The sequence below is a fragment of the Streptomyces cavernae genome, assembly GCF_004023625.1.
GTDB lineage: Bacteria > Actinomycetota > Actinomycetes > Streptomycetales > Streptomycetaceae > Streptomyces > Streptomyces cavernae.
In genome coordinates, this window is sequence record NZ_RPDJ01000002.1 from 40,925 (window position 1) to 66,040 (window position 25,116).

22 protein-coding genes and 2 pseudogenes are annotated in these 25,116 nt (G+C 71.7%); 11 read left to right on the forward strand and 13 right to left on the reverse strand.

The window, feature by feature from the left end:
- Window positions 1-26 precede the first annotated feature (26 nt).
- On the reverse strand, window positions 27-1,238 hold the full coding sequence (locus EF387_RS12715; RefSeq protein ID WP_128376648.1) for an ROK family transcriptional regulator: 1,212 nt from the start codon (window positions 1,236-1,238) through the stop codon (window positions 27-29).
- Between the two features lie 450 nt (window positions 1,239-1,688).
- The gene (locus EF387_RS12720) at window positions 1,689-2,309 is read right to left on the reverse strand and encodes a Uma2 family endonuclease (RefSeq protein ID WP_128376649.1); all 621 of its coding nucleotides are present in this window, start codon (window positions 2,307-2,309) and stop codon (window positions 1,689-1,691) included.
- A gap of 217 nt (window positions 2,310-2,526) precedes the next feature.
- Here EF387_RS12720 and EF387_RS12725 point away from each other — a divergent pair, with 217 nt between their 5' ends.
- Window positions 2,527-4,047: a histidine kinase gene (locus tag EF387_RS12725; RefSeq protein WP_128376650.1), complete on the forward strand. Its 1,521-nt coding sequence runs from the start codon at window positions 2,527-2,529 to the stop codon at window positions 4,045-4,047.
- Window positions 4,048-4,099: 52 nt separating this feature from the next.
- Complete coding sequence (locus tag EF387_RS48275) at window positions 4,100-4,780, forward strand: response regulator (RefSeq protein ID WP_128376651.1); 681 nt, start codon at window positions 4,100-4,102, stop codon at window positions 4,778-4,780.
- Here EF387_RS48275 and EF387_RS48280 read toward each other — a convergent pair.
- The 3 genes and pseudogenes from EF387_RS48280 to EF387_RS12745 form a co-directional block, all read right to left on the reverse strand.
- Window positions 4,772-5,470, reverse strand: a pseudogene (locus tag EF387_RS48280) (phosphatase PAP2 family protein); the annotation flags it as partial. The gene EF387_RS48275 and the pseudogene EF387_RS48280 sit on opposite strands and share 9 nt — an antisense overlap.
- Window positions 5,471-5,681: 211 nt before the next feature.
- A complete protein-coding gene (locus tag EF387_RS12740) occupies window positions 5,682-6,242 on the reverse strand; it encodes a hypothetical protein (RefSeq protein ID WP_128376653.1) in 561 nt (186 codons plus the stop codon).
- Between the two features lie 137 nt (window positions 6,243-6,379).
- Entirely contained in the window at window positions 6,380-6,721 is a 342-nt protein-coding gene (locus EF387_RS12745) for a hypothetical protein (RefSeq protein ID WP_128376654.1), read from the reverse strand.
- A 797-nt stretch (window positions 6,722-7,518) separates the two neighbouring features.
- On the opposite strand from EF387_RS12745, the gene EF387_RS12755 reads away from it, so the two are divergent.
- A complete protein-coding gene (locus EF387_RS12755) occupies window positions 7,519-8,304 on the forward strand; it encodes an endonuclease/exonuclease/phosphatase family protein (protein ID WP_202918231.1) in 786 nt (261 codons plus the stop codon).
- 251 nt (window positions 8,305-8,555) lie between these two features.
- Here EF387_RS12755 and EF387_RS12760 read toward each other — a convergent pair whose 3' ends face one another.
- Window positions 8,556-9,665 (reverse strand): mechanosensitive ion channel family protein, encoded by a 1,110-nt coding sequence (locus tag EF387_RS12760; RefSeq protein ID WP_128376657.1) that lies wholly within the window; start codon window positions 9,663-9,665, stop codon window positions 8,556-8,558.
- A gap of 291 nt (window positions 9,666-9,956) precedes the next feature.
- Here EF387_RS12760 and EF387_RS12765 point away from each other — a divergent pair, with 291 nt between their 5' ends.
- Window positions 9,957-10,493, forward strand: coding sequence for an HNH endonuclease (locus EF387_RS12765; protein WP_128376658.1), 537 nt, complete (start codon window positions 9,957-9,959; stop codon window positions 10,491-10,493).
- Window positions 10,494-10,670: 177 nt separating this feature from the next.
- Here EF387_RS12765 and EF387_RS12770 read toward each other — a convergent pair whose 3' ends face one another.
- The 5 genes from EF387_RS12770 to EF387_RS12800 form a co-directional block, all read right to left on the reverse strand.
- Window positions 10,671-11,282, reverse strand: coding sequence for a hypothetical protein (locus EF387_RS12770; RefSeq protein WP_128376659.1), 612 nt, complete (start codon window positions 11,280-11,282; stop codon window positions 10,671-10,673).
- The gene (locus EF387_RS12775; protein WP_128376660.1) at window positions 11,279-12,613 is read right to left on the reverse strand and encodes a hypothetical protein; all 1,335 of its coding nucleotides are present in this window, start codon (window positions 12,611-12,613) and stop codon (window positions 11,279-11,281) included. The genes EF387_RS12770 and EF387_RS12775 overlap by 4 nt, the downstream gene beginning before the upstream one ends.
- Complete coding sequence (locus EF387_RS12780) at window positions 12,610-13,386, reverse strand: ATP-binding cassette domain-containing protein (protein WP_128376938.1); 777 nt, start codon at window positions 13,384-13,386, stop codon at window positions 12,610-12,612. Before EF387_RS12780 ends, EF387_RS12775 begins: the two co-directional genes overlap by 4 nt.
- 116 nt (window positions 13,387-13,502) lie before the next feature.
- On the reverse strand, window positions 13,503-14,114 hold the full coding sequence (locus EF387_RS12785; protein ID WP_238431488.1) for a hypothetical protein: 612 nt from the start codon (window positions 14,112-14,114) through the stop codon (window positions 13,503-13,505).
- 839 nt (window positions 14,115-14,953) lie between these two features.
- Window positions 14,954-15,586, reverse strand: a complete 633-nt coding sequence (locus EF387_RS12800) for an RNA polymerase sigma factor (protein WP_128376661.1) — start codon at window positions 15,584-15,586, stop codon at window positions 14,954-14,956.
- A 237-nt stretch (window positions 15,587-15,823) separates the two neighbouring features.
- On the opposite strand from EF387_RS12800, the gene EF387_RS12805 reads away from it, so the two are divergent.
- The 3 genes from EF387_RS12805 (at window position 15,824) to EF387_RS12815 (ending at window position 18,636) form a co-directional block, all read left to right on the forward strand.
- Window positions 15,824-16,105 carry a hypothetical protein gene (locus tag EF387_RS12805; protein ID WP_128376662.1) on the forward strand — a complete coding sequence of 94 codons (282 nt, stop codon included), beginning with the start codon at window positions 15,824-15,826 and terminating at the stop codon, window positions 16,103-16,105.
- Window positions 16,106-18,307, forward strand: coding sequence for a 4-alpha-glucanotransferase (gene malQ, locus EF387_RS12810; RefSeq protein ID WP_128376663.1), 2,202 nt, complete (start codon window positions 16,106-16,108; stop codon window positions 18,305-18,307).
- 92 nt (window positions 18,308-18,399) lie between these two features.
- Window positions 18,400-18,636, forward strand: coding sequence for a hypothetical protein (locus EF387_RS12815; protein WP_128376664.1), 237 nt, complete (start codon window positions 18,400-18,402; stop codon window positions 18,634-18,636).
- A 351-nt stretch (window positions 18,637-18,987) separates the two neighbouring features.
- Here EF387_RS12815 and pepN read toward each other — a convergent pair whose 3' ends face one another.
- Window positions 18,988-21,588: an aminopeptidase N gene (gene pepN / locus EF387_RS12820; protein ID WP_128376665.1), complete on the reverse strand. Its 2,601-nt coding sequence runs from the start codon at window positions 21,586-21,588 to the stop codon at window positions 18,988-18,990.
- A 113-nt stretch (window positions 21,589-21,701) separates the two neighbouring features.
- Between pepN and EF387_RS12825 the strand changes: the two are divergent.
- Both EF387_RS12825 and EF387_RS12830 read left to right on the forward strand, forming a co-directional pair.
- A pseudogene (locus tag EF387_RS12825) lies at window positions 21,702-22,077 on the forward strand (DUF1203 domain-containing protein); the annotation flags it as partial.
- A gap of 58 nt (window positions 22,078-22,135) precedes the next feature.
- Window positions 22,136-22,408 carry a type II toxin-antitoxin system PemK/MazF family toxin gene (locus tag EF387_RS12830; RefSeq protein WP_274388939.1) on the forward strand — a complete coding sequence of 91 codons (273 nt, stop codon included), beginning with the start codon at window positions 22,136-22,138 and terminating at the stop codon, window positions 22,406-22,408.
- Between the two features lie 57 nt (window positions 22,409-22,465).
- Here the strand turns inward: EF387_RS12830 and EF387_RS12835 are convergent, their stop codons facing one another.
- Window positions 22,466-23,494, reverse strand: a complete 1,029-nt coding sequence (locus tag EF387_RS12835) for an aspartate-semialdehyde dehydrogenase (protein ID WP_128376666.1) — start codon at window positions 23,492-23,494, stop codon at window positions 22,466-22,468.
- Window positions 23,495-23,823: 329 nt separating this feature from the next.
- Here EF387_RS12835 and EF387_RS12840 point away from each other — a divergent pair, with 329 nt between their 5' ends.
- Together EF387_RS12840 and EF387_RS12845 are read left to right on the forward strand one after the other, a co-directional pair.
- Complete coding sequence (locus EF387_RS12840) at window positions 23,824-24,354, forward strand: RNA polymerase sigma factor (protein ID WP_128376667.1); 531 nt, start codon at window positions 23,824-23,826, stop codon at window positions 24,352-24,354.
- A gap of 1 nt (window position 24,355) precedes the next feature.
- Window positions 24,356-25,111 (forward strand): hypothetical protein, encoded by a 756-nt coding sequence (locus tag EF387_RS12845; protein WP_238431489.1) that lies wholly within the window; start codon window positions 24,356-24,358, stop codon window positions 25,109-25,111.
- Window positions 25,112-25,116 lie beyond the last annotated feature (5 nt).

Genomic DNA, 25,116 nt, shown 5'->3' on the forward strand with positions numbered 1-25,116 from the left:
CTGTACGGGTGTGCGGTCGTGCGCGGTCAGCGCGAGGTGTCGAAGACCTCGTCGCGCGTGGCCGCGAGGGCGCTCTCCAGCGCGCCCCGCAGCACGGGGTGTTCCTGGACGTCACCGACGACGAGCCGTGGCCGGGACGGCGCCAGTTCCTCCAGCTCGGCCTGTACCAGCGCGCGCAGCGGTTCCCCGCCGGCGGTGAGTGAGGCGCCGCTGAGGACGACGAGTTCGGGGTCGAGCACGGAGACCAGCGAGGCGAGACCCGTGGCGAGGCCCGTCGCGTAGGTCTGCAGGAGCTGCCGGTGGGCTCCTTCGTTCACGGCCGCGGCCCGTTCGACGAGCGTGGCGGCCACTTCGGCGTACGGGCCCTGGGGTACGGGGCCGATGCCGAGTTCGAGGGCGAGCGCGGGGATGGCCTGGGAGCCCGCGAGTTCCTGGAATCCGCCGCTGTTGGCCCTGGTGACCTGGCGGACGAGCGGTGTGCCGGGCACCGGCAGGAAGCCGACCTCGCCGGCACCCCCGGTCCAGCCGCGGTGCAGCCGGCCGCCGAGGACGAGTGCGGCGCCGAGGCCGCCCTCGTTCCACAGCAGGACGAAGTCCCCGTGTCCGCGGGCCGCTCCCAGTCGCTGCTCGGCGATGGCGACGAGGTTGACGTCGTTCTCGTACTCGACCGGTATCGGGAGTGCGGCGGCGAGTTCGTCGAGCAGGGAGGGGGAGTGCCAGCCGGGCAGGTGCGAGGCGTAGCGCAGCCGGCCGGTGTTGGGGTCGAAGGCGCCCGGGGTGCCGATGACGAGCCGGTGGACGTCGTCCCGGGCGAGTCCGGCGGCCTTCACCGCTCCGTCGAGGGCGTCGGTGACCTGGCGTACCACGGCGCCGTGGGTCTGGCGGCCGGGGGTCGGCAGTTCGAACCGGCCGACGGTGCGTCCGGTGATGTCGGCGACTCCCGCGAGGATGCGTTCGGGGGTGACGTCGAGCCCCGCGGCGTAAGCGGCGGCCGAATTCACCGCGTACAGCTGGGCGTTCGGCCCGGGGCGCCCCTCGCTGGTGCCGGTGGCGAGGACCAGCCCCGCCGCCTCCAGCCGGGCGAGGAGTTGCGAGGCGGTCGGCTTCGACAGGCCGGTGAGCTTGCCGATCCGGGTCCGGGAGAGCGGGCCGTGCTCCAGGAGCAGGTCCAGGGCGGCCCGGTCGTTCATGGCGCGCAGGACGCGTGGGGTGCCGGGGGTACCGGCGTTGCCTGCCATCTCCGTCGCCACCTGCCTTTCAGCGGCCCAGCCTCTCAGTGATGCCGCGAGGACGTCCACTCCGGGTGTGCCGGTCGGGAGCCTTGCTCGAGGATCACTGTTAGGAAAGTTTCCTATCGGTTGAGGAGGAAGGTAGGCGTCCGTTCGGCCAGTCGTCAATAGCGGTTATGGCGGGAAATGAACTCGTTACGTCGAGGTGATCGCACTGCTTGTCATGGCTACGCTGAACAGAGGTCCTCGCCGCCTGCGGTTGCCCCGCCGGATGCCTCGCCCCGTACTCGTCGCGCTCACTTCTTCGGTCCTGCTCGTGGCCGCGTCCGCCTTCGTCAGATCGAGGAGGCCTATCGCCGGGCGGTGGCGGAAGGCCGCTGCGAGGCATCGGAGGCGCGGTGGCGGAAGTGGCTGGGTTGAGCGCGTGGGCCGTTTGACCGGGGCGCGGTTCATGCGCCCTCAGCGCTCCAGGAAGGGGGCCGTGTCCAAGTCGGGGTACGGCGCCGGGAGGGGGAGCGGGTCGCCGAGGTCGACCTTGGAGTCGTTGGCGTAATACGCCTTGGTGGGGTCGTCGCCGGGAAGGATGGGGTGTGTGTGGCAGTGGGCCGTCTTCGTGTCCCGGTTGATCAGGACGTATGCGGGGATGCCTACGGCTGCGTACGTGGCCAGCTTGGCGCCGGTGTCCATGGCGTGGTTGGTGGACGTGACCTCACCGACCAGGGCGATCATGTTGATGGGGTACCAGCCCTTGTGGGCCCGGAGGTACGAGACATCGAGTTCGGTGGGTTCACGGTGCAGGACGTAGAAGTCGGGAATGACCAGGGCCATCGTGCTGCCGTCATGGTGGGAGGCACGGAACCCCATGCCCATGCCCGCCAGTTCGTAGCCGGCGGTGTGGAACTGGACCGTGAGCCCGACGGCGCCCTTGCTGTGGTTGTAGTCCGGCTGCGGCGGCACGATGACCGTCCCCTCGACGTACTCGGGTCGAATCGGCGCCAAGGACGCCTCTTCGATCGCGATCAACAGATCGATGGGGTCCTGATGCATCATGACCGGCTCCGTGATGGGTTCGGCGCTCATCGCTGTTCTCCTCGCCACGTCGACGCCAGGCTACGCCCGTGCTGGGTGCCCCGGAGGAACGATGAGGCGTGCGGACGGCGGGTGAGGTCGGAATGCTGACGCCCTTCACTCGAACGAGCGTGCCGAACCGTTTCGGCCGTCGCCTCGCGCCCTCGCCCCGGAAGACCTTGACTTTCGGCAGTGTCCCGGCGGGTGTCGGCGTCCGTACCGTCGCCCCATGGGCAGCATGACGATCAACGGTGTGACCAGGAACGGGATCGGGACCAGTAGCAGGACCACGGCGGCCGGACCGTGGGCGTGGGCTTGCGATCCAGGGAACCTGCTGACCGCGGGTGCAGTGGCGGCCGCCGGACTGAGCATGGTCGCCCCATGGTGGATCCTCCCGACCGCGGCCGCCGCGTTCCTGGCGGGGCGGCGGCCCGGCCGGACCGGGCCGATGGTGCTCGCCCTGGTCGCGCTGCTCGCCGGTGGTGTGGTGACGCTGTTCGTCGTACCGGCCTCGCTGCCCCTGGGAAGCCGGTTCGTGACCGTGGTGGTCGCCGCGCTGATGCTGCCCTGGTTCGGGGGCCGGTTCTGGCGCCAGTACCAGGACCTCGTCCGGGTCGGCTGGGAGCGCGCCGAGCAACTGCGGCGCGAGCAGCGGCTCGTCGCGGAGCAGGCGCGGCTGCGGGAGCGGGCGCGTATCGCCCAGGACATGCACGACGTACTCGGCCACGACCTGAGCCTGATCGCCCTGTCGGCCGGCGCGCTGAAACTCGCGCCGGGCCTGGACGAACACCACCGAGTGGCCGCGGCCGACATCAGGGCCAGGGCGGCGGCCGCCGTGGAGCGGCTCGGGGAGGTGATCGGGGTGCTGCGGGAGGAGACCGACGGGGTTCCGACCGGTCCCGGTCGCTCCGGTCTCGCGGAGCTGGTCGCGGAGGCGTCCGCGTCCGGGCTCGCCGTCGAGTTGTGCGTCGACGGGGACGCGGACGACCTGCCCCCGGTCGTCGAACGGGCCGCGCACCGGGTGGTGCGGGAGGCCCTGACGAACGTCGCCAAGCACGCGCCCGGAGCGACGGCGGCCGTGCGGGTGACGCACACGGCGGCGGAGACGACGGTGGTGGTGGAGAACGGTCCGCCGTCGTCCGCGGCCGGCTCGCGGGCCCCGGGCGGCGGGCGGGGCCTCATCGGTCTCGACGAACGGGTGAGGCTGGCGGGCGGCTCCTTCGAGCACGGCCCGCGCGGCACGGGCTTCGCGGTGGTCGCACGGCTCCCGCATACATCCGCAGCACTCTCGGCACCCTCTGCACCCTCAGCACTCTCGGCACCCTCTGCACCATCAGGACCCTCGGCACGCACCGCCCTCGGGCCAGGCCGTCACCTGCCGCAGGAACACCACCAGGCCCGTCGCCGTACCGGCCGGGCTCTGATCGTCGCCGTCATGGTTCCCCTGGTGACGGGCGCGGTACTGATCGGCGTACTCACGACGTTGGAGACGCTGTCGGCGTCACGGTCGGTCCTGGACCCGGGCGACTACGCCCGCCTGCGCGTGGGGCAGGATCGGTCCGAGGTGGAGCGTTTCCTGCCGGACCGGCAGACGAGCCACCGGCCGCAGGACGCCGAACCCAGGGAGCCCGGCACCACGTGCGAGTACTACGCGATGACGGCGGACCGGTTCGACGACCGGTCCGGGGACACCTACCGGCTTTGCTTCCGGGGGGACACGCTGGTGTCCCTGGACGCCCTCACGCCGTGAGCGTCCGGTGCTTCCGGCGCCTCGGGTGCCTCGGGCGCGTCGGGTGCGTCCGGTGATCCGGGTCCTGGTCGCCGACGACGAGGCGATGATCCGTGCCGGGGTTCGCGCCGTCCTCACCACCGATCCTGGGATCGAGGTGGTCGCCGAGGCGGGCGACGGGCACGACGCCGTGGAACTGGCCCGGCGCCACCGACCCGCAGTGGCCGTGCTGGACATCCGGATGCCGCGGATGAACGGCCTCGAAGCGGCGACGGAGATTCGCTCCGCGGTCCCGGAGACGGGCGTCATCATGCTGACGACCTTCGGCGAGGACGACTACATCCTGCAGGCGCTCGGCGGCGGCGCGGCCGGCTTCCTGATCAAGTCGGGCGAGCCCGAGGAACTGATCACCGGGGTCCGCGCGGTCGCCGAGGGCGCGGCCTACCTGTCACCGAAGGTCGCCGCCCGAGTCGTCGCGCACCTCGCCGCGACGGGCGCGGGCACCCTGGCCGGCCGGCGCTCCGCCGCCCGGGACCGGGTCGGCACTCTCACTGCCCGTGAGCGGGATGTACTGGCGTTCCTCGGCAGTGGGCTGTCGAACGGGCAGATCGCCCGACGGCTGCACGTGGTGGAGGGGACGGTCAAGGCCCATGTCAGCTCCATCCTGGCGAGGCTGGGCGTGGACAACCGGGCCGCTGCCGCGGTCGTGGCCCACGAGGCCGGGATCGTTCCGCCGACGCCGCCACAGCAGTGAGACCGCGCGCTCGGCGATCGGCAGGAAGGCGAGCAGCAGGGCCGCCACCACCGTGCCGCCGAGCACCGCACCGGCGAGCACGTCGTGCGGGTAGTGCACCCCTACGAGGACACGCAGCAGCGCCGCGGCTCCCGCGAGCGGCAGGGTTACGGCGGCGAGCCGGGGCCGCAAGAGGGTCAGCCCGACCGCCAGCCCCGCGGCGAGGGTGGCGTGGTTGCTCGGAAACGACCAGTCACCCACCTCGGGGCACTCCGCGACCACCTCGACGGCCCGCGCCCCCGCGCCCAGCGCTCGACAGGGCCGCTCCTCGTCCACGACCAGCTTCACGGCTTCGCTGACCGCGTAGGCGGCAACGGTGCCGAGACCGGTGAGCAGGGAACCGGCGACCGTTCGGACATCGTGGCGGCGAATGCCCATCCACCCCATCCAGCCCAGCAACAGCCCGAGGACCACCAGGGTGCCCTCGGAGGCCACCTCCAGAAGGCGGCCCAGCCACGCCGGCGCGTTCGCCACCGCCCCGGTCAGGGACCGGTACGCGGACACCGAGACTCCGTCGGTGACCCGGACCGCACCGGCGTCCCCCAGCCCACCGGGGGACAACCAGGCGACCACGCCCGCACCTATCCCCACCAGCGCCAAAGCGGCCACCAGCCGGCCGACCCGTAACCTGCCATGCACTTCTCGTTCCATGAGGAGGAACGTAGGAGCGGTGACGGCCGTGAACCCGGGCCGGAAGTCAGTACCGGACCATGACGATCGTCAGGGTTGACCCCATGGACCCCTTGCCCGTGCGGGCAGGGGTCTCACGTCATGCCGATTGCCCGCCGGGACGTGGACGGAGCGAGCGCGAAGGCTGACCCAGGCGCATCGGCGGTGACCGACGAACGGGGCCTCAGATGTCTCACATGTACTCGAAGTACCGGTCGCGCCAGTCCGACTTTCCCAGCTCCTCGTCGTCCTCCTCGGCCTCGGCCGAGCCCGCGGCCACGAGCACTGCCGCCACCTCCACGTCCCCTGCCGCCAACAGGACCGACGGCCCGTCGTACGGCTCACGGAGCAGCTCGTACGGGACGAAGGTGCACCCTGCCGCCGTACAGACGCCGTCGAGCCACGTCACGAACTCCTCGGTCAGGCCGGCCTCGCCGCTGGGGACCTCCTCACCGGCCACCATGCGCGCGGTCACGAAATAGCTCCCGAAGTTGCTCATCGTGACGCGCAGGGGCCGGCCGAGGCCCGTCGTGTTCGCTCGGACCTCGCTGACACCGTAGAAACTGGCGTCCTGGCCCAGGCCACTCGAGCAGGACGGCCCGAAACGTTCCTCAAGGGCGCTCACCAGCCGGGCGAAACAGTTCCGCGATGTCTCCAGGTCGAAGTCCGCGGGGCGTTCCAGATGCTGGGGATCGTCGAACTCTCTCAGCAACGCCCGGATCCGGTCCGTGGGAAGCATGTCGATCTCAGCCATACCCAAGACGCTACTGCCGCCAGACATCACTGAAGCCCCACCAGGACATATCCGGTGGGGCTTCGGACTCACCCGTCGCACTACGCCGAACTCGCCGCAGGTGAGCCGAAGCGCGCGCGTACAGCCCAAGGTTGGTATCAGTGGTCGATCAGCGATTGGGCGACCTCATTACCCGCAGCGGTATTGGCGATCCAGGCGCGACTGCCCAGCTTGGGTTCCCAGGAAAGGCGCTCAAGGTCGTCGAGGACGAGCTGGACCACTTGGTCCGCCTCGCCCCTCCAGGGCGCGAACCCCTCTGCGGCGAGTTCACCGATCTGGATCAAGTCCCTTTCGAGCAAGAAGCGGAGAAGTTCGGCGAAGTACCCCTTCCACGGGCGCCCCTCCGCTTCTTGCTGCGCAGCCCGAATGAGCTGATCGATGGGGACCCAATCGTCCATACCTTCGATCAATACGTCCGCGAAGACACGACTGTCGATCATGGGAGGTGAACCTTCAATGGCTTTCCACCGTTACCGGGCTGGATGTCTATTGTGGCTCCGCCAGACGCAGACGCTGTTCTCCACTGGATCACGGTGCCATCCTCGAGTCGATACACATCGGGGATCTTGGGACCTCGTGCCGGGAGTCGCTCAGCTCGGCAGTCCAGCGCTCGAAAGCGGCACGCACGGCCTGCTCGTCGGGCATCTCCCGAACGTGCCCCTGCCTTCCCTTCGGCAGGTTGTTGGACTCGGACTGCAGCAGCGTGTGCTTGCGTGCCGGCCGATTAGCTACTTCCGAGTAACTTTCTGGTCGCGCGGGCGGGGAATGCCCTCAGCGCCGCCGTTGCGAGCGCCACACCAGGTAGATCGCCGAGAGCGCCGCCGCACCGCGGATCACCCAGGGCCAGGTCTCGGCGATCGCGTCGCTCATGTGCCCCTGCATGATCGGGTCACCCCACCGCCAGGTGGAGCGCCCCCACAGCCATGCCATCCCCGCCGCCGGCGCCGGGCTCCCAGCCGTCCCCAAAGCCTCCACCGCCTCCACCCCGGGAACCGGCTCCGCCGCGCATCACGTTGCAGCCATCGGCAGGGAGATCCAATAGGACGGACTCCAGCGCATGAGCGTGAACGCGTCACCGCGCTCCATGCCGTCGAGATCCGGCACCGCATGTGTTGCTCACAGCTTCGCCACATAACCTCAAGCTGAAGACGGCAGATGCCGTGGGGAGCGACTTGAGGAGGCGGCAGTGCTCGGTAGGGGCACGCGGTTATTCGCGAGCGCCTTGATCGTGGCCTGCATGGTGCTCGTCGGGTCCAGTGCGCCAAGCGGAGCCCCCTTCGCCAGGTCGCTGCCCGTCGAAGCCGTCAGGGATGTCGTACCGAACCGGGTCATGACGTGGAACATCTGCAACCCCTGCGACGTGAGCAACGTTCACCGGGCAGCGGAGATCGCCACGTATGCGCCCCAGGTCATCGGCCTGCAAGAAGCGTGTGTGCGTGACGTCGAGCGGATCCGGGACTATCTGGAGAACCTCCACGGGCTGGTTTACCACGTCGAGTACGGGACGGTTCTTCAGGACTGGGGCCGCTGCGGGGGAGCGCCGTGGAGTCCGGGGGCCTACGGCCAGGCCATTCTCTCGGCGGCACCGATGACGGACCTCGTCAGGGTGGAATACCCCGACGGCGGATCCGAAGACCGTGGGTACATGGCAGTCACCACCACTGTGGGCGACCGGCCCGTCCGGGTCTTCAACACACACCTCGCCCAGCGACGTCAAGAAGCAGTGCGAGAAGGCCAGATCGGCGTACTCGCCGCAGACGTCACCCGGCACGACCGCGCGATCCTTCTCGGTGACTTCAACGCCGTGCCGGAGGCCCCCGAGCTAGCCCGGATATGGGCACTGGCCGCGGACACGGACCCCCAGTGCCGTCCCTCGGCCACCGGCGACTGCAAGGTGACCACCGACTGGCAGAGCAAATTCGACTACGTCTTCCTGCGCGGCATCGTCCCGCTGAAGCACCGTGTGATTCCCTCCCCGTACTCGGACCACCATCTGCTGCACACCGACCTGGACACAGCCTGAGCGGCGGGCGACGGCGGTCGCCTGTGTGAGGGGTGTGGCGGTCGAGTGGCCGGGTCGGGCCGATGCGGTGCCGGTCCTGGACGAGACGGGGTTCTGGGCGGAAACGAGCTGGGCGGAAACGAGCTGGCTGGGCGGAAACGAGCTGGCTGGGCGGAAACGAGCTGGACGGAAACGAGCTGGCTGGGCGGAAACGAGCTGGGCGGAAACGAGTAGGGGGCGCCCGGATACTTCGGGCGCCCCCTACCCAGCGCTTACCTGGGTACGGCCGCGGGTGCGCCCGCCGCGGGTGCGCCTGCCGCCGGTGCGCCCGCCGCCGGGATCGGGGCCGCCGCTTCCGACTGCGGGGACGTACTGGAGCCGTAGGCCGAGGGAGCGGCGACGCCCGCCGTGCGGTCGGTGGCCGGCTGCTCCTCCGGCTGGGCCGGGATGCCGCCGACGATGAGGATGCCGGCCTCGTCGAGCGCGCGCTTGATGCGCCAGCGCAGTTCGCGTTCGACCAGGAGGGCCTTGCCCGGCATGGTCTTGGCCGAGACGCGGACCACCACCGAGTCCAGCAGCATGCTGTCCAGGCCCAGGATCTCGACCGGGCCCCACAGGCGCTCGTTCCACGGCTCGTCCTTGGCCATGTCCTCGCCGACCCGGGTCAGCAGCGCCTTCAGCCGGTCCAGGTCCTCGGTCGGCCGCACGGTGACGTCCACTCCGGCCGTGGCCCAGCCCTGCGAGAGGTTGCCGATCCGCTTGACCTCGCCGTTGCGCACGTACCAGATCTCGCCGTTGTCACCGCGCAGCTTGGTCACCCGCAGGCCGACCTCGATGACCTCGCCGGCGGCGACGCCCGCGTCCACGGTGTCACCGACCCCGTACTGGTCCTCCAGGATCATGAAGACACCGGAGAGGAAGTCCGTGACCAGGTTGCGGGCGCCGAAACCGATGGCCACACCAGCCACACCCGCGGATGCCAGCAACGGCGCCAGATTGATGTCGAAGGTGGCCAGCACCATCAGTCCGGCCGTGCCCATGATCAGGAACGACGCCACCGAGCGGAGCACGGAGCCGATGGCCTGGGAGCGCTGACGCCGCCGCTCCGCGTTGACCAGCAGCCCACCCAGCGCGGTGCCGTCCACCGCCTGCACGGTGCGGTTCATCCGGTCGATGAGCTTGGTGATCGCCCTGCGCACCACGAACCGCAGCACACCGGCGATGATCACGATCAGCAGGACGCGCAGCCCGATGGCCAGCCAGGTGGACCAGTTCTGCTCCACCCAGCTCGCGGCGTTCGTGGCGCTCTCCTGGGCGTCCTGGAGCGTTGGCGTCGTCGGTTCGTCAGAAGGGTCGGCGGCCGACAGCACGGACAGAAACACGGCAGGTACCTCCAGGCGTAGCGGTCTGCCCGGCGGCGGCGGGGGGACACACGAGGGGCACCGGTCGGGCAGAGACACCACACTATCGGGGCATCTTGTGCGGATCGTTGCAATGTTCGGGGGAGAGACCGTGCTCACCTGGGGATGAACCGGGGGATGAAATCAGGTGTGGTCGAAAACACTCCCAGCCCGTTACCGGGACATGGTGGCGCTTCCACCAGGCATGAGGGGAGACTGACTGCAGATCGTCCCGGCGCGAGCCACGCGCCGCCGGCGTACAAGGAGGCATCCGTGCCGCATGTCCTGGTCCTCAACGCGTCGTACGAGCCACTGGGCGTCGTACCGCTCCGCCGCGCGCTTGTCCTAGTCCTCGAGAACAAGGCCATCTGCCTCGAGGAGTCCGGCGCCTTTATGCATAGCGCGACCGTTACTGTCCCCGCACCCAGCGTGGTCCGGCTCAAGCGATTCGTCCGGGTTCCCTATCGGGGGCCCGTTCCTCTTACCCGTCGGGCGCTGTTCGCCCGCGACGGGGGCCGGTGCATGTATTGCGGTGGCGTCGCAACCAGCGTCGACCACGTCATTCCGCGCAGCCGCGGTGGTCAGCACGTCTGGGACAACGTGGTGGCGTCCTGCCGCCGCTGCAATCACGTCAAGGCCGACCGCCATCTCTTCGAGATCGGCTGGCGGCTGCGCCACAAACCCGCCCCGCCGACGGGCCTGGCCTGGCGCATCATCGGAACCGGCCATAGGGACCCGCGCTGGCTGCCATACCTGCAGCCGTACGGCGCGGACGACGCCTTGGCCCGGATCGACGGCATCTCCGCCTGAGGATCCGGGCTTTTGTGTACGCGTATGTAGGACGTCGTATGCATGTGCGTATGCGTATGAAGGCCGTCGTACGCGTGTGTGCGCCGTGCTGCGCGCGTGTACGCCGCCTTGCGCGCATGTACGCCGTCGTCCCGTCCCGGAGTACCCCTGTGCCCCCGGGACGGGACGACGGCGAGCTCAGACGGGGAGCCGCTCCGGGCGGGCCCCGCGCAGGGCGTACAGGACGGCGCCGGCCGCGAAGACGGTGAGCGCCGCCGCCCAGGACCCGGGCTGTGCGCCCGGCTGGAGCGGCCAGGCCCACACGGTGGCCGCCCGGCCGTGGGCGCCCTGGACCGCGACGTACACGGCGCTGAGGTAGCCGAACGCCGGCAGCCAGCTCAGCCGGGCGCCGACCAGCACGGCGGCGACCGCTGTGACCCCGACGCTGCCGAGGGTGTTGCGGACTACGGCGGCAGCGCCGAACCCCTCGGCGTCCCCGATCACCGTGAGCGCCGGCACGACGGCGGCCAGGGCGGTGAGGCCGAGCAGGTGGGCCAGCCGAGGCGGCCACCAGGGGCGTACGGCGGTGCGGTCCAGTTCGTCGGCCGCGGCGTACAGGCTGGATCCGATCACCGCCGCGGCGAAGACGGGCGCGAGCACCACGACAGGCGCACGCCGCTGTGGATCGAGGAAGACGTCGACGCTGTGCGCGCCGTACGCCGCGAAAGCCATGATCGCCGCGAGCCGGCCGAGGGTGAGCGGCACAGCGCGTGAGCGGACGTAGAGGACGAGACCGTTCGCGGTGGTCACAGTGTCGGCACCGCTTCCTGGTCGCAGTCACCGGCTGCCGCGAAGTAGGCCGACAGCCACGCGCGGCGCTCTTCGTCGCCCATCGACGCCAGGCGTGCCCGGGCCTTTCGGAGAGCCTCGAGTTCGGCGCGGTCGGCGCGTGAGCCCTTGGCCATGAGTTCGTCGAAGTGCTGCTCCGCCGGGCTGGGCGCCAGCCAGTGCGTGACGGCGTCGTCCGTCCTGGCCAGACGCGCGTCGGTCCTGTCGCACTCGCGGTGCACCATCAGCATCAGAGCCTCCCAGGCGTACCGATCGGGGTCGGTGAGCCGCCCGCGGACGACGTAGTTTCTTGGGCCGAGCGGTACGAGCATGGGCAGCTGTGCCTCGTCCGGGCGTGGCTCACCGGGCCCGTCCTCGAAGCGCACCGGCAGGTTCTCCACGCCCTCCAGCCGGTCGGTGAGACCGGACAGCGCGTTCCTGACCTGCGGCAGGAGGCCCTCGTAGCGGGCGCTGACGCAGATGTCGGGGGTGGTGGAGGTATCGCACACCTGGCGGTCGTCGAGCGGGTTGTCATGCCACAGACCGCTTCCCGTGTGGACGAGGAGAGCGGCGGCGGTGGCCGAGGCGGCCAGGGGCAGCAGTGCTGTGTACCGACGGCGGGCGGCGTACGCGAGCACCGCGGTCACGCCCAGCCCGCCCACCCACACCATCGTGGCCAGGGGCTGCCACCACACGGGGACATCGCCCAGGACGGACACCGAGGGGACCAGATGCCGGACCGCGCCGGGGTCCCCGTACTGGGGGGCGCCGAGGCCGATGTACCCGCACACGCCCAGCAGGGGAGCCGCCAGCCGCCAGGCCACCAGGCGGCCCACGACATGACCGGCCACGGTGCAGGCCGCGAGGAAGACGGCGTCGGCCGGGAGCGAGAAGAGACGGGGCCGGTCGCCGGTCGCGTACGGCCAGGTGGCGAGGAGGGCCAGACCGGCTGTGGCGGCGTACCCGGCCACCACCCACGCGGCGGTGGGCAGGGCGGCCGCCAGGAACCGCGCCAGCGGACCGCGCGACGCCGTGGCCCCCAGGTCCTCGGTGCGTCTCCTGCGTTCCCGGCCCCCCTGCCAGCATCCCGCGGCGAGCGCGAGCGGCCCGCCGAGCATGACGGAGGCGCTGTGCAGGGAACCCCGCGTCTCGGCCCAACCGCCCTGCCACGTGTCGGCGGTGAGGGCGAGCCCCACGCCGAGCGTCAGCAGGACGGCGACCCCGGCCCAGGGGGCGGATCCGCGGGAGAACTCGGCGTGCAGCGGGTGGGTCGCGGGGCGTGCGGGGTCGCGGGTTTCTTGGAGGAGGGTCATCGAGCCGCCCCCTCGAGGGCGCGTTCGCGGTGCGCCCGCAGTGCCGTCGTGTAACCGCGTTCGATCGCGTTGTCGCCGAGGGCCGGCCCCGGCTCGGCCACGGACTCGGCGTCCCCCAGTGCCACCAGGGAATCCGGGGTGCCGCGGTAGGCGACCCGGCCGGAGTCGATCAACGTCACCCCCGTGCAGGCCGCGGCCACGTCCTCCACCAGGTGGGTGGAGACGACGACGGTGCACCGCTCGCCCAGCTCGCGCAGCAGCCGGCGGAACTCCACCCGCTGCTCGGGATCGAGCCCGGCCGTCGGCTCGTCGAGCAGCAGTACCTTCGGGTCGTTGACGATGGCCTGGGCTATGCCGACCCGGCGGATCATGCCGCCGGACAGCGTCCGCAGCTTGGTGTCGATGCGGTCGTGGAGCCCGACGCGCTCCACCGCCCGTTCCACGGCGGCCGGGCTGTCCTCGGCCGGCATCTCCTTCAGCCAGGCCACGTACGCCACGAACTCCCGCACCGTGAAGCCCGGGTAGTAGCCGAACTCCTGCGGCAGGTAGCCCAGTTCGCGGCGGATGGCGGCGAGCTCCCGGTGTCCGCGCGGTTCCCGGCCGAGGATCTCCACGCGTCCGGACGCGGGAGGCGCGACCGTCGCGAGTACGCGGATGAGGGAGGTCTTGCCCGCGCCGTTGGGACCGAGCAGACCGTGCACCCCGGTGCCGAAGTCCAGACCGACGCCGTTGAGGGCGGTGGTCCTGCGGTGCCGGACGGTCAGATCGGTCACCCGTACGGTCGGATCGGTGACATTTTTCAGGGCCGGATCGGTCACCTGCGGGGCCGCATCGGTCACCTGGCCCGTGGGGTCTGCCGTCCGGTCGGCTTCAGGGTTGTTCACATCGTTCACAACGTCTCCAGGCGGTCGTACGCGGAGCGGCGGAGGGCGACGAGCGCCGCGCAGCAGGCGGCCGCCGCGGCCCAGGACGCCTGCGGCGCCGTGCCGGTGAGGTAGAGGGACAGCTGGTGGGTGAGGCGGGCCGTGAGCCCGGGGGCGGAGGACGCGAGCACCGGGGCCGCCACGGCGAGCAGCCAGCCGGCGCCGACCACGGCCGTGGCCGTGCGGCAGCCGACGAAGGCGGACAGCGCCAGGGAGGCGAGCGTCAGTGCGAGACCGGGCAGCAGCCAGGCCGCCGCTCCTGGCGCGCCAGAGCCCGGCACCAGCAGCCCCGCGACGGTCAGCAACGGCATGCTCGCCGCCAGTACGGCCACCGTCCGGGTCAGCACCAGCCGCAGTCCGCCGGACGTGGTGGCCGCGGCGATCTCGTGGACGGGATCGGCGTGCGCCCCGTACGACAGGGCGACCCCGGCCACGGGGACGACGGGCGCGACGGCGAGCAGGACCGTCCGGGCGCCGTCGAACCCGGCGCCGCGGGCGAGCCCGACGGCTCCGACCGCCACGGCCACCACGGCCAGCGCCCATGCCCCGGCGAGCGCGGGCCCCGCGGCCCACACCATCCGTCCGAGCCGCCCCCCGACGGCTCGGACGCGACTGGGGGACTGCCACCGGGCCGCCCGGGACGACGGCCGACTCCGGCCGGTCACGGCCGGCACCGCGTGCCCGGCGGCCCACGGCACCGGTCCGCGCCGGGCGACTGCCGGTCGGGGACGCCGTCCGCGCCGGGCGCCTGCCGGTCCGGGACGCCGTCCGCGGCGGGCGCCGGTGGGCCCGGGGAGCCGTCCGCTCCGGCCACCCGTTTCTTCGGCCGGGTGTCCGTCGCTGTGGTCAGCCGTTTCTTCGGCCGGGTGTCCGTCGCTGCGGCCACCCCCCGATCCGGCCAGGCGTCCGCTCCCGCCACCCGCCGATCCGGGTAGCCGTCCGGCCCGGGCGTCGGTGGGTCCGGGCTCTGGGACGGTCCGGGCGTCGGTGGGTCCGGGCTCTGGGACGGTCCGGGCGTCGGTGGGTCCGGGGAGGGGGCCGATCCGGCCACCCGCCGAACCGAGTAGTCCGCTCCGGTCGTCCGCCGGTTCCGGCACGCCTCCGCTCCGGGCACCCGCTGGTCCCGGTAGGCCTCCGGCCCCGGCGTCCGCCGGTTGCGGCCGTGGGACGTCGCAGCGGACGGTCTGTGGCGCGGTTCGCAGGATCGACGCGCGGACGGTCTCCGGCGCCGCTCGCAGGATCGACGCGCGGACGTCCGCCAGGACCGCCCCGGCCGCTCCCTCGCGTGCGGCCCGGGACACCCGGGTCGCGCACGCCGCGCAGTCCTCCACGTGCTTCTCCAGCGACCACGCGTCCGCATCGGGCAGGGAACCGGTGGCGTAGCGGGTCACTATGGCGTCGCTGGCGTGCCAGGCGGTCATGCCGGACCTCCCATCGGGGACGGCTGGGACGGGTTCAGATGGGCGAGCGCGGTGCGCAGCTCGGCACGGGCCCGCATCGCGCGGGTCTTGACCGTGCCCTCCGGGATGCCGAGCAGCTGCGCGGCCTCGCGGGTGGTCAGCCCGTCGACGACCGTCGCCTGCAGCACCGCCCGCAGCTCCGGTGAGATGCGGTCGAGCGCGGAGCCCACGTCGCCGTACTCCAGGCCCGCCAGCACCCGCTCCTCCGCGGACGGAGCGGCCGGGGCCGGCTCGTGACCGGCTCCCGGGTCCGCCAGCGCTGACGTCTCGACCCGTCCGGCCCGCTCCTGCGCCCGTCGTGCGTCCACCAGCCGCCGTGCGGCGATGGTCCACAGCCAGCCGCCGATCCGGTCACCGCGGTGCGCCGCGGCCGAGCGCCACACGGTCACGAACGTGTCCTGCAGCACTTCGCGGACGACCTCGGCGTCGGCACACCGGCGGCTCAGCCGTACGTGCAGCCATCCCGCGTGCCGGTCGTACAGCTCGGCCATGGCCGTCGAGTCCCCCGCCGCCACGGACCGCAGCAGCGCCGCGTCCGTGTCGCTCTCGTGGCCCTCGTCGCCCTCGAGGTCCTTGCTGTGGCCCCCCATGGGGCGGAACAGTCTCACACCCCGTCTATCGAGCCGCTGGGGACCGCCGGTTCATCCGGCCGTCGTCCGTGTGTTCCTTCCTCGATCACAGACCGGACTCCGGGTAACTTCTTCGCCCACGGTCCGGGGAACGGAAGGTGACCAATGCCACGTTGGCCGGTCCGACACGTCTGCCCGCGTGTCCGCTGGGTAGGGCTCCGGCTACCCGCATGCCGCACTTCGACGAAGGAGGCTTTCGTGGCCGCATCGGCACACCTTCTGCTTTCGGCCCTCTCCAAACGTCCGGCGGACCTCTCCGCCGACTTCGAGCACGACTACGACCCCGACCCCTACTCCGACGCGCACCTCTGCGCCCTCAGCGCCGAGGGCAGCTGCGCCGAGGCCCCGCTGACCAGCGAGCCCCCGTTGCCCGACGCCGCCCCCCTCACCAGTGAGCCCCCGCTGGCCGACGCCGCCCCCATGACCAGCGAGTCCGCCTTCGTCGACACCGGCGCGGACCTAGACCTTTCGGTGGTGTAGATGCCTCTTGCCCGGCTGGCCGAGCTGCACGGCGTCGCCACGTCCTACAGCCCCTCGCCGGGCCGTACGGTCGCGGCATCGGACGCCGCGATCACCGCGGCGCTGGCCGCGCTGGGCGTCGACGCCCGCACCCCGGAGGCCGCGCGCCGGGCCCTCGAAGCCCGCGAACGCGAGCTGGCCGAACGACTGCTGCCGCCCACGGTGGTGTGGTGGCGACCGGAGGGGACCGCCGCCCCCGCCGGACCACGTCCGGGCCCCGAGGGCACCGCCGGACCACGCCCGGGCCTCATCGGACCACGCCCGGACGACGCCGAGCCGCCCCCGGACGACGCCGGACCACCCCCGCAGTTCGCCGAGCTGCCGCCCGGCACCCGTCTGCGGGTCGAGACCGAGCAGGGTGAGGAGCGCACCGGCGTCGAGGGCCTGCCGCTCGGGGTGCACCTCGTCGAGGCGACCGCCCCGGACGGCCGCACCGCCCGCGCCCACCTCGTCGTCGCCCCCGCCCGGCTCCGGACACCCGCCACCCGCTCCTACGGGCTCCTCGTCCAGCTCTACTCCCTGCTGTCCCGGCACTCCTGGGGCATGGGCGACCTCGGTGACCTCGCCGAGCTGACGTCCTGGGCGGGGCGGGCCCTGGGAGCCGGGTTCGTGCAGGTCAACCCGCTGCACGCGGCGGTCCTCGGGGCGCCGACGGACCCTTCCCCGTACCGGCCGTCCTCACGTCGCTTCCCCGATCCCGTCCACCTGCGGATCGAGGACGTCCCGGAGTACGCCCACCTCGCGCCCGAGGCCGCCGACCGGGTCCGTGAGCTCGTCGGGCAGGCCGCGCAGCTGCGGGAGTCCGTGCTGCGCAAGGGCGCGTTGATCGACCGCGACGCCGTGTGGGAGTTGAAGCGGCAGGCGCTTGAACTGGTGCGCGAGGTGCCGCTCGGGCCCGGGCGGAGGGCGGCCTACTGCGACTTCCTGGCCCGCGAGGGCGAGGCTCTCGAGGACCACGCCACATGGTGCGCGCTCGCGGAGAAATACGGGCCGGACTGGAGACGGTGGCCGCAGGGTCTGCGGGATCCCCGCTCGTCGGAAACCGCCCGTGCCCGGGGCGAGCTGATGGACCGCGTCGACTTCCACAGCCGGCTCGCCTGGCTCACGGACGCTCAGCTCGCCACCGCCCAGCGGACCGCGCGCGACGCCGGGATGCCGATCGGGCTCGTCCACGACCTCGCGGTGGGCGTGCATCCCGAGGGCGCGGACGCCTGGGCGCAGCAGGAGTACTTCGCGGCGGGCATGTCCGTGGGCGCGCCCCCGGACGCCTTCAACTCCCTGGGCCAGGACTGGGGGCTGCCCCCGTGGCGCCCCGACCGCCTCGCCGCCTCGGGCTACGCCCCCTACCGCCGTCTCCTGCGCGCCCTGTTCCGGTACGCGGGCGCCCTGCGGATCGACCATGTGATGGGCCTGTTCCGGCTGTGGTGGGTGCCGCAGGGGCAGCCTCCGACGGAGGGCACGTACGTCCGCTACGACGCCGAGGCCATGCTCGCGGTGCTCCTGCTGGAGGCCCACCGGGCCGGCGCCCTCGTCATCGGAGAGGACCTCGGCACGGTCGAGCCCGGCGTCCGCGAGACGCTGCACGAGCGCGGGGTACTGGGCACCTCCGTGCTGTGGTTCGAGCGGGACTGGGAGGGCGGCGGGCGTCCGCTGCCGCCGGGGAGCTGGCGCGCCGACTGCGTGGCCACCGCGACCACCCACGACCTGCCCTCCACCGCGGCCCGGCTCACCGGTGAGCACGTGGAACTCCGCCACCGGTTGGGCCTGCTCAGCCGTCCCCTGGCCCAGGAGCGGGCCGAGGCCGCGGCCGAGGTGGGGGAGTGGCTGACGCTGCTGAGCCGGATGGGGCTGGTGGACGGGGTGGGCGGAGGGGTCTCCGAGGAGGCCGAGATCCAGGCCGTGCACCGCTTCCTGCTGCGCACCCCGGCCCGCATGATCGGCGTCTGGCTCCCCGACACGGTCGGCGACCGCCGCCCGCAGAACCTCCCCGGCACCTGGGACCAGTACCCCAACTGGCGGCTGCCGATCGCGGACGCCGAGTCCCGCCCGGTGACCCTGGAGGAGCTGGCCGCCTCGCCGCGGCTGCACGCTCTGATGGACGTGTTGCGCGAGGGCACGCCCGGCGCGGCGGCCCCCGGGGCGTCATCGCATCCGGGGAACTGATCACCCCTACGCGGCGGCATCGCGCGGGTGGGCCGGCCCCTACGGGGCACCCCGCCCGCGCGGCCGCCACACGCATTCGCTACGTTTGCACCGTGGACAAGAAGAACGCCCTGCGCGCCGGTGCCCTGGCTGCTGGTACGTCGCTGATGATGCTGCTCATGTCGTCTCCCGCGTTCGCCGTGATGCGTGACGACGGTGACGACCCGGGCCCCGGTCTGAGCGTGGTCGAGACGCTCGGCCTGTTCGTCGTGGCGCCGATCGTGCTGTTCCTCGTGATCGCCGGACTGGTGATCGTCGGCGAGAAGTCCATGAAGCAGAAGCAGAGCTGACCGGCCGGCGGCGCCCCACCGCGTCGCCCGTCGCTTCGAGGGAGGCCGCGCACAACGCGTGCGCGGCCTCCCTCGACGTGTGTCCGGCCGCCCCGGGTCCGACGTCCGGTCTCGGCGTCAGGGCCGTTCGGTCCTCGACAGCAACTGACGCAGCAGGCCGGCCAGCTGCTCGGCCTGCCGGTCGTCGAGGACAACAGTGTGAGGGCGCCCGGCGCACCGCCGGACGCCCTCACGTCAGTCCGGACAGGACCTCAGTCGGGCAGGACCGCCTCAGTCCGGGCAGGCCTGCGTCAGTCCGGGCAGGCCTGCGTCAGTCCGGGCAGGACCGCGTCAGTCCCGGGCAGGACCGCGTCAGGCGGACGCCGCGGCCGCGTCCGCGGCCTGGGCCCGCAGCGCCCGCTCCACACCCGCCCGGGCCTCCGACACCAGCCGGCGCAGCGCCGGGCTGGGTTCCGCGGAGGCCAGCCACTCGTCGGTCTTGCGGAGCGTCTCCTCGGAGACCTGGACCGACGGGTAAAGGCCCACCACGATCTGCTGCGCCATCTCGTGCGACCGGGACTCCCAGACGTTCTTGATCGCCGCGAAGTACTTGTCCGTGTACGGCGCCAGCAGCTCGCGCTGGTCGGTCTGGACGAATCCGGCGATCACCGCCTCCTGCACCGCGTTCGGCAGCTTGTCGGACTCCACGACCGACGCCCAGGCCTCCGCCTTCGCCTCCTCGGTCGGCCGAGCCGCACGCGCGGTCGCCGCGTGCCGCTCACCGGCGGCGGTCTTGTCCCGCCCGTACTCGCCGGAGATCTCCGTCTCGTCGAACCGCCCGACCGCGGCGAGCCGCTCGACGAACGCCCAGCGCAGCTCGGTGTCGACGGCCAGCCCCTCGACGGTCTGGGAACCCTCCAGCAGCGCGTCCAGCAGATCCAGCTGCTCCGGCGTGCGAGCGGTCGCCGCGAAGGCGCGCGCCCACGCCAGCTGGTGGTCGGAGCCGGGGGCGGCGGCCCGGAGGTGGGCCAGAGTCGCGTCCGTCCAGCGGGTCAGCAGTGCCTCGCGCGCCGCGGGGTCCGCGTACAGCTCGACGGCCAGCTTCACCTGGCGCTGCAGCGACTGCACCACGCCGATGTCGGACTCCTTGGCGATGCCCGACAGCACCAGCGAGAGGTAGTCGCGGGTCGCCAGCTCCGCGTCCCGCGTCATGTCCCACGCCGAGGCCCAGCACAGGGCACGCGGCAGCGAGGCCTCGAAGTCGCCGAGGTGCTCGGTCACGAAGGCCAGCGACTTCTCGTCGAGACGGACCTTCGCGTACGACAGGTCGTCGTCGTTGAGCAGGATCACGGCCGGGCGGCGCTTGCCGGCCAACTGCGGCACGGCCGTCAGCTCGCCGTCGACGTCCAGCTCGACCCGGTCGTCGCGCACCAGCCTGCCGCTGTCCTCGTCGAGTTCGTACAGGCCGATCGCGATGCGGTGCGGGCGCAGCGTCGGCTCGCCCTTCGCACCGGACGGCAGCGCGGGGGCCTCCTGGCGGACGGCGAAGGAGGTGATGACGCCGTGCTCGTCCGTCTCGATCTCGGGGCGGAGGACGTTGATGCCCGCGGTTTCCAGCCACTGCTTCGACCAGGTCTTCAGATCACGCCCGGAGGTCTCCTCCAGCGCGCCCAGCAGATCGCTCAGCCGGGTGTTGCCGTACGCGTGGTCCTTGAAGTACTGCTGCACGCCCCGGAAGAACTCGTCCCTGCCGACGTACGCGACCAACTGCTTCAGCACGCTGGCGCCCTTGGCGTACGTGATGCCGTCGAAGTTGACCAGGACGTCGTCGAGGTCGCGGATCTCGGCCATGATCGGGTGGGTAGAGGGCAGCTGGTCCTGCCGGTACGCCCATGTCTTCATGGAGTTGGCGAACGTGGTCCACGAGTGCGGCCAGCGGGATCCGGGTGCGTCGGCCTGGCAGGCGATGGACGTGTAGGTGGCGAACGACTCGTTCAGCCACAGGTCGTTCCACCACTCCATGGTCACGAGGTCGCCGAACCACATGTGGGCCAGCTCGTGCAGGATGGTCTCGGCGCGCATCTCGTACGCCGCGTCCGTCACCTTGGACCGGAAGACGTACTGGTCGCGGATGGTGACCGCACCCGCGTTCTCCATCGCGCCCGCGTTGAACTCCGGCACGAAGAGCTGGTCGTACTTCTTGAACGGGTACGCGTAGTCGAACTTCTCCTGGAACCAGTCGAAGCCCTGCCGGGTCACCTCGAAGATCGCGTCCGAGTCGAGGAACTCGGCGAGCGACGGCCGGCAGTAGATGCCGAGCGGGACGCTCTGCCCGTTCTTCTCGTACACGCTGTGGACCGAGTGGTACGGGCCCACGATGAGCGCGGTGATGTACGTGGAGATCCGGGGCGTCGGCTCGAAGACCCAGGTGTCGTCCTTGGGCTCGGGCGTCGGCGAGTTCGAGATGACGGTCCAGCCGGTGGGCGCCTTCACCGTGAACTGGAAGGTGGCCTTGAGGTCGGGCTGTTCGAAGGACGCGAACACCCGCCGCGCGTCCGGAACCTCGAACTGGGTGTAGAGATAAGCCTGTTGGTCCACGGGATCGACGAACCGGTGCAGACCCTCACCGGTGTTGGTGTACGCGCAGTCGGCGACCACCCGCAGCACGTTGGGTCCCTCCAGGATGCCCGGGAGGGCGATCCGGGAGTCCTTGAAGACCTCGTCGGGGTCCAGCGGGTCGCCGTTGAGGATCACCTCGTGGACCGTCGGGGCCACCAGGTCGATGAAGGACTCCACGCCGTTCTTCGCGGAGTCGAACCGCACCGTGGTGACGGACCGGAACGTCCCTCCGCCACTCTCGGCTTCTCCCCCACCCTGCGCGCCGGAGAGGTCGAGATCGATCTCGTACGAGTCAACGGTGAGCAGCTTCGCCCGCTGCTGCGCCTCTTCACGGGTCAGGTTTGTGCCAGGCACGAGGTCACCTCTTCGTTATGTGTGGTCTGCGCCATCCTTCCACGGGAGCCGTCCGCAATGCGATGTCCGTTTCCCGCCGGTGAGCGGCCCGTACGGGCGGGAGCCTGGTGCGCATGACGATGTACACCGCACGGCCCATCGGACCGGCCGCCCTGAAGGAACTCCGCGCCACCGACGATGCGGGCCGCACCCGCGGGCCCTTCCTGGACGAGGAGGGCGGCGCCCCGCTCCGCTGCTGTCTGCGCCGCAGCGAGCCGGGCGAGCACATCGCACTCGTCTCGTACGCGCCGCTGCGCCGCCGAGACGGGCGCCGATCCGGGGGCGTACGACGAGCAGGGCCCGGTCTTCATCCACGCGGACGACTGCGCCGGGCCGGACCTGGACGGGCACCCCTTCCCGGGCGCCCACCGCACGGTGCGCCGCTACTCGGCTCAGGGCCACATCCTGGGCGGCCGCCTGGTGGAGCCTCCGGCCTCCTTCGACGAGGCGTTACCTGGTCGACTACGAACCGGCGCGCGGCAGTGAGGCCAACAAGGTTCGTCCGGCGGTGATCGTCTCCAACGACGGAGCCAACGCAGCCGTGGGGCGAACCGGACGGGGCGTGGTCATGCTGGTGCCGCTGACCACGAACACCTCCCGCGTCCACCCGTTCCAGGTCCTGCTGCCTGCAGGGGAGTGCGGCCTGCCCAAGGACTCCAAGGCGCAGTGCGAGCAAGTGCGCGCACTCGCACCGGACAGACTGCTGCGGCCGATCGGTGCGGTGCCGGGGGCACGCATGTCCGAGATCGACGTGGCGCTGCGGCGACACCTGGCTCTCTGAACGGAGAAGGGCGCGCTCACCGGTCACCGGTGGGCGCGCCCTTCTCCGTGCGTACGGTCAGCCCTTCAGCTCCGCCGCCACCAGCTCGGCGAGCTGCACAGCGTTGAGCGCCGCGCCCTTGCGCAGGTTGTCGCCTGAGACGAAGAGCGCGAGACCGTTCTCCACCGTCTCGTCCGTGCGGATGCGGCCCACGAACGAGGGGTCCTTGCCCGCCGCCTGCAGCGGGGTCGGGATGTCGGAGAGGGCCACACCGGGCGCCCCGGCGAGCAGCTCCGTGGCGCGCTCGACGCTCAGCGGACGTGCGAAGCGGGCGTTGACCTGGAGGGAGTGGCCGGAGAAGACCGGCACGCGGACACAGGTGCCGGAGACCTTCAGCTCGGGGATCTCCAGGATCTTGCGCGACTCGTTGCGGAGCTTCTGCTCCTCGTCGGTCTCGTTCAGCCCGTCGTCCACGATGGAGCCGGCGAGCGGGAGCACGTTGAAGGCGATGGGGCGCTTGTAGACGGCCGGCTCGGGGAAGTCGACGGCCTCGCCGTCGTGCGTGAGCTTGTCCGCGTCCCCGATCACCTTCTGCGCCTGGCCGTGCAGCTCGGCCACGCCCGCGAGACCGGAGCCGGACACCGCCTGGTACGTGGCGACGACCAGCGCCTCCAGGCCGGCTTCCTCGTGCAGCGGCTTCAGCACCGGCATCGCGGCCATCGTCGTGCAGTTCGGGTTGGCGATGATGCCCTTGGGGCGGTTCACGATCGCGTGCGGGTTGACCTCGGACACCACCAGGGGCACCTCCGGGTCCCGCCGCCACGCGGAGGAGTTGTCGATCACGACCGCGCCCTGCGAGGCCACCTTCTCGGCCAGCGCCTTCGAGGTCGCGCCGCCCGCGGAGAAGAGCACGATGTCCAGCCCGGAGTAGTCGGCGGCGGCCGCGTCCTCCACCGTCACCGCGGTGCCCTTGAAGTCGATCGTCGAACCGGCGGAGCGGGCCGAGGCGAACAGACGCAGCGTCTCCACCGGGAAGTCGCGTTCCGCCAGGATCCTGAGCATGACCGTGCCGACCTGACCGGTGGCTCCGACGATTCCTACGTTCACGACGACTCCTCGTTGCGTGGGTTCACGGTTCACGTGTGTTCACAGAACGTGACCAGGGTTCACAGGGCTTCACAGGGCTCAGCCCGTCCATCATGCGTCTGACCGGTGGCTGCCTGTCCAATCCTTTGCGCCCGGTGACCGAGGAGTAAGACGCCGGGACCACGCGCAGCGCCCCGTGGGGGACCGGCGGAGCAGCACCGTGGGAGACTCGCCAAAATTCGTGGGCCCCGGACCGAACGTTTCGCGCGCCCCCGGCGTCGTAGGGGAAACGCGGTGAGGGTGGGGGTTCCCCCTGCCCGAGCGGAGTCGAGAGTTTGGGGGAGGGTTCGGTGCTGCGCAGAAGAACCCGCGTCAAGGAGGCGGAGACGCCCCCGCACGAGGACCTTCTGGACGCGGCCCAGGAACGCCGGGTGCGGGCTGTGCTCGCGCTCGGCGGGGTGCCGCAGTCGGACCTGCCGGACGGGGTGCAGCAGGTCCGACTGCGGCTCCTCGAACGGAGTGCGAACGGGCAGGAGGCCCCCCGGGACGTCTCCGCGTGGGCGGCCGTGGTCGCCTCCAATCTGGCGATGGACTGGCACCGTGCCCGCCGCCGTCAGGAACGCATCGGCGAGCGCCTCGCCTCCCTCAGGCAGCCGGAGCACGCATCGGGCGAGGACCGCGTCCTCTCGCTCGCCGTCGCACAGGGCCTGGACGAGCTCCCGGACGCCCAGCGGCAGCTCCTCGTCCTCCGCTTCTACGCCGACCTCCCGGTCCGCGACATCGCCGGCGAGCTGGGCATCCCGGAGGGCACGGTCAAGAGCAGGCTGCACACGGCGGTACGGGCACTGCGCGCCCGGCTGCGCGAGGACGAGGTGGTGTGAGGTGGCTGAACACGAGGGGCAGCAGGAGTTCGACGCCCTGATGGCCGCGATCACGGACACCCTGCCGGAAGACGCCCGAAAGGACCCCGAGTTCCTGGCGGAGCACCGCGCCGCGACGGCCGACGTGGCACTGCTGCGCGAGCAGCTGAGCCTGATCGGTGACGCACTGGCCGAGCCGCCCGACCGGGCGCCCGCACCCGCTCCCGCACCCCGCCGCTCGGGACTGCGCCGTTCCGGACCGCGTGCGCTGAAGCTCGTCCTCGCGGCGGCCGTGGCAAGCGGCATGATCGGGGGTCTCGGCTGGCTGATCACCCAGGGCGGGGGACCGATGGCCAGCAGCAGCGGCGCGGACAGCGCCGCCGCGAAGAACGAAGGGACCTCGGGGAACGAGGACCACGGCGCGGGGGACGAGAAGCAGAGTTCCGGAGGGGTCGGCCCCGAGCGCTATCTGGCGTGCGCCCGGCTGATCGTCGAGGGCAGGGTCACCGCCGTCGACCCGGTGCCGGGCACCGGCGAGGACAGGATCACCCTGAAGGTGACGCGCTACTACAAGCCCGACAAGGGCAAGGCCGAGATCACCTTCGTGATGGGCCAGGACAGCGATCCCCGGCTGCGCACGGGCGGCCTTGCCCTCGTCGGCTTCTCGGGCCGGGCGGCCTCGCCCGACATCTGGAGCACGAACAAGGGGGACATCGCGAAAGACCGCGCCTGGATCACCGAAGCCCTGCCCGGGTCCCGTTCGCTGACATGTGGCTGACGCTC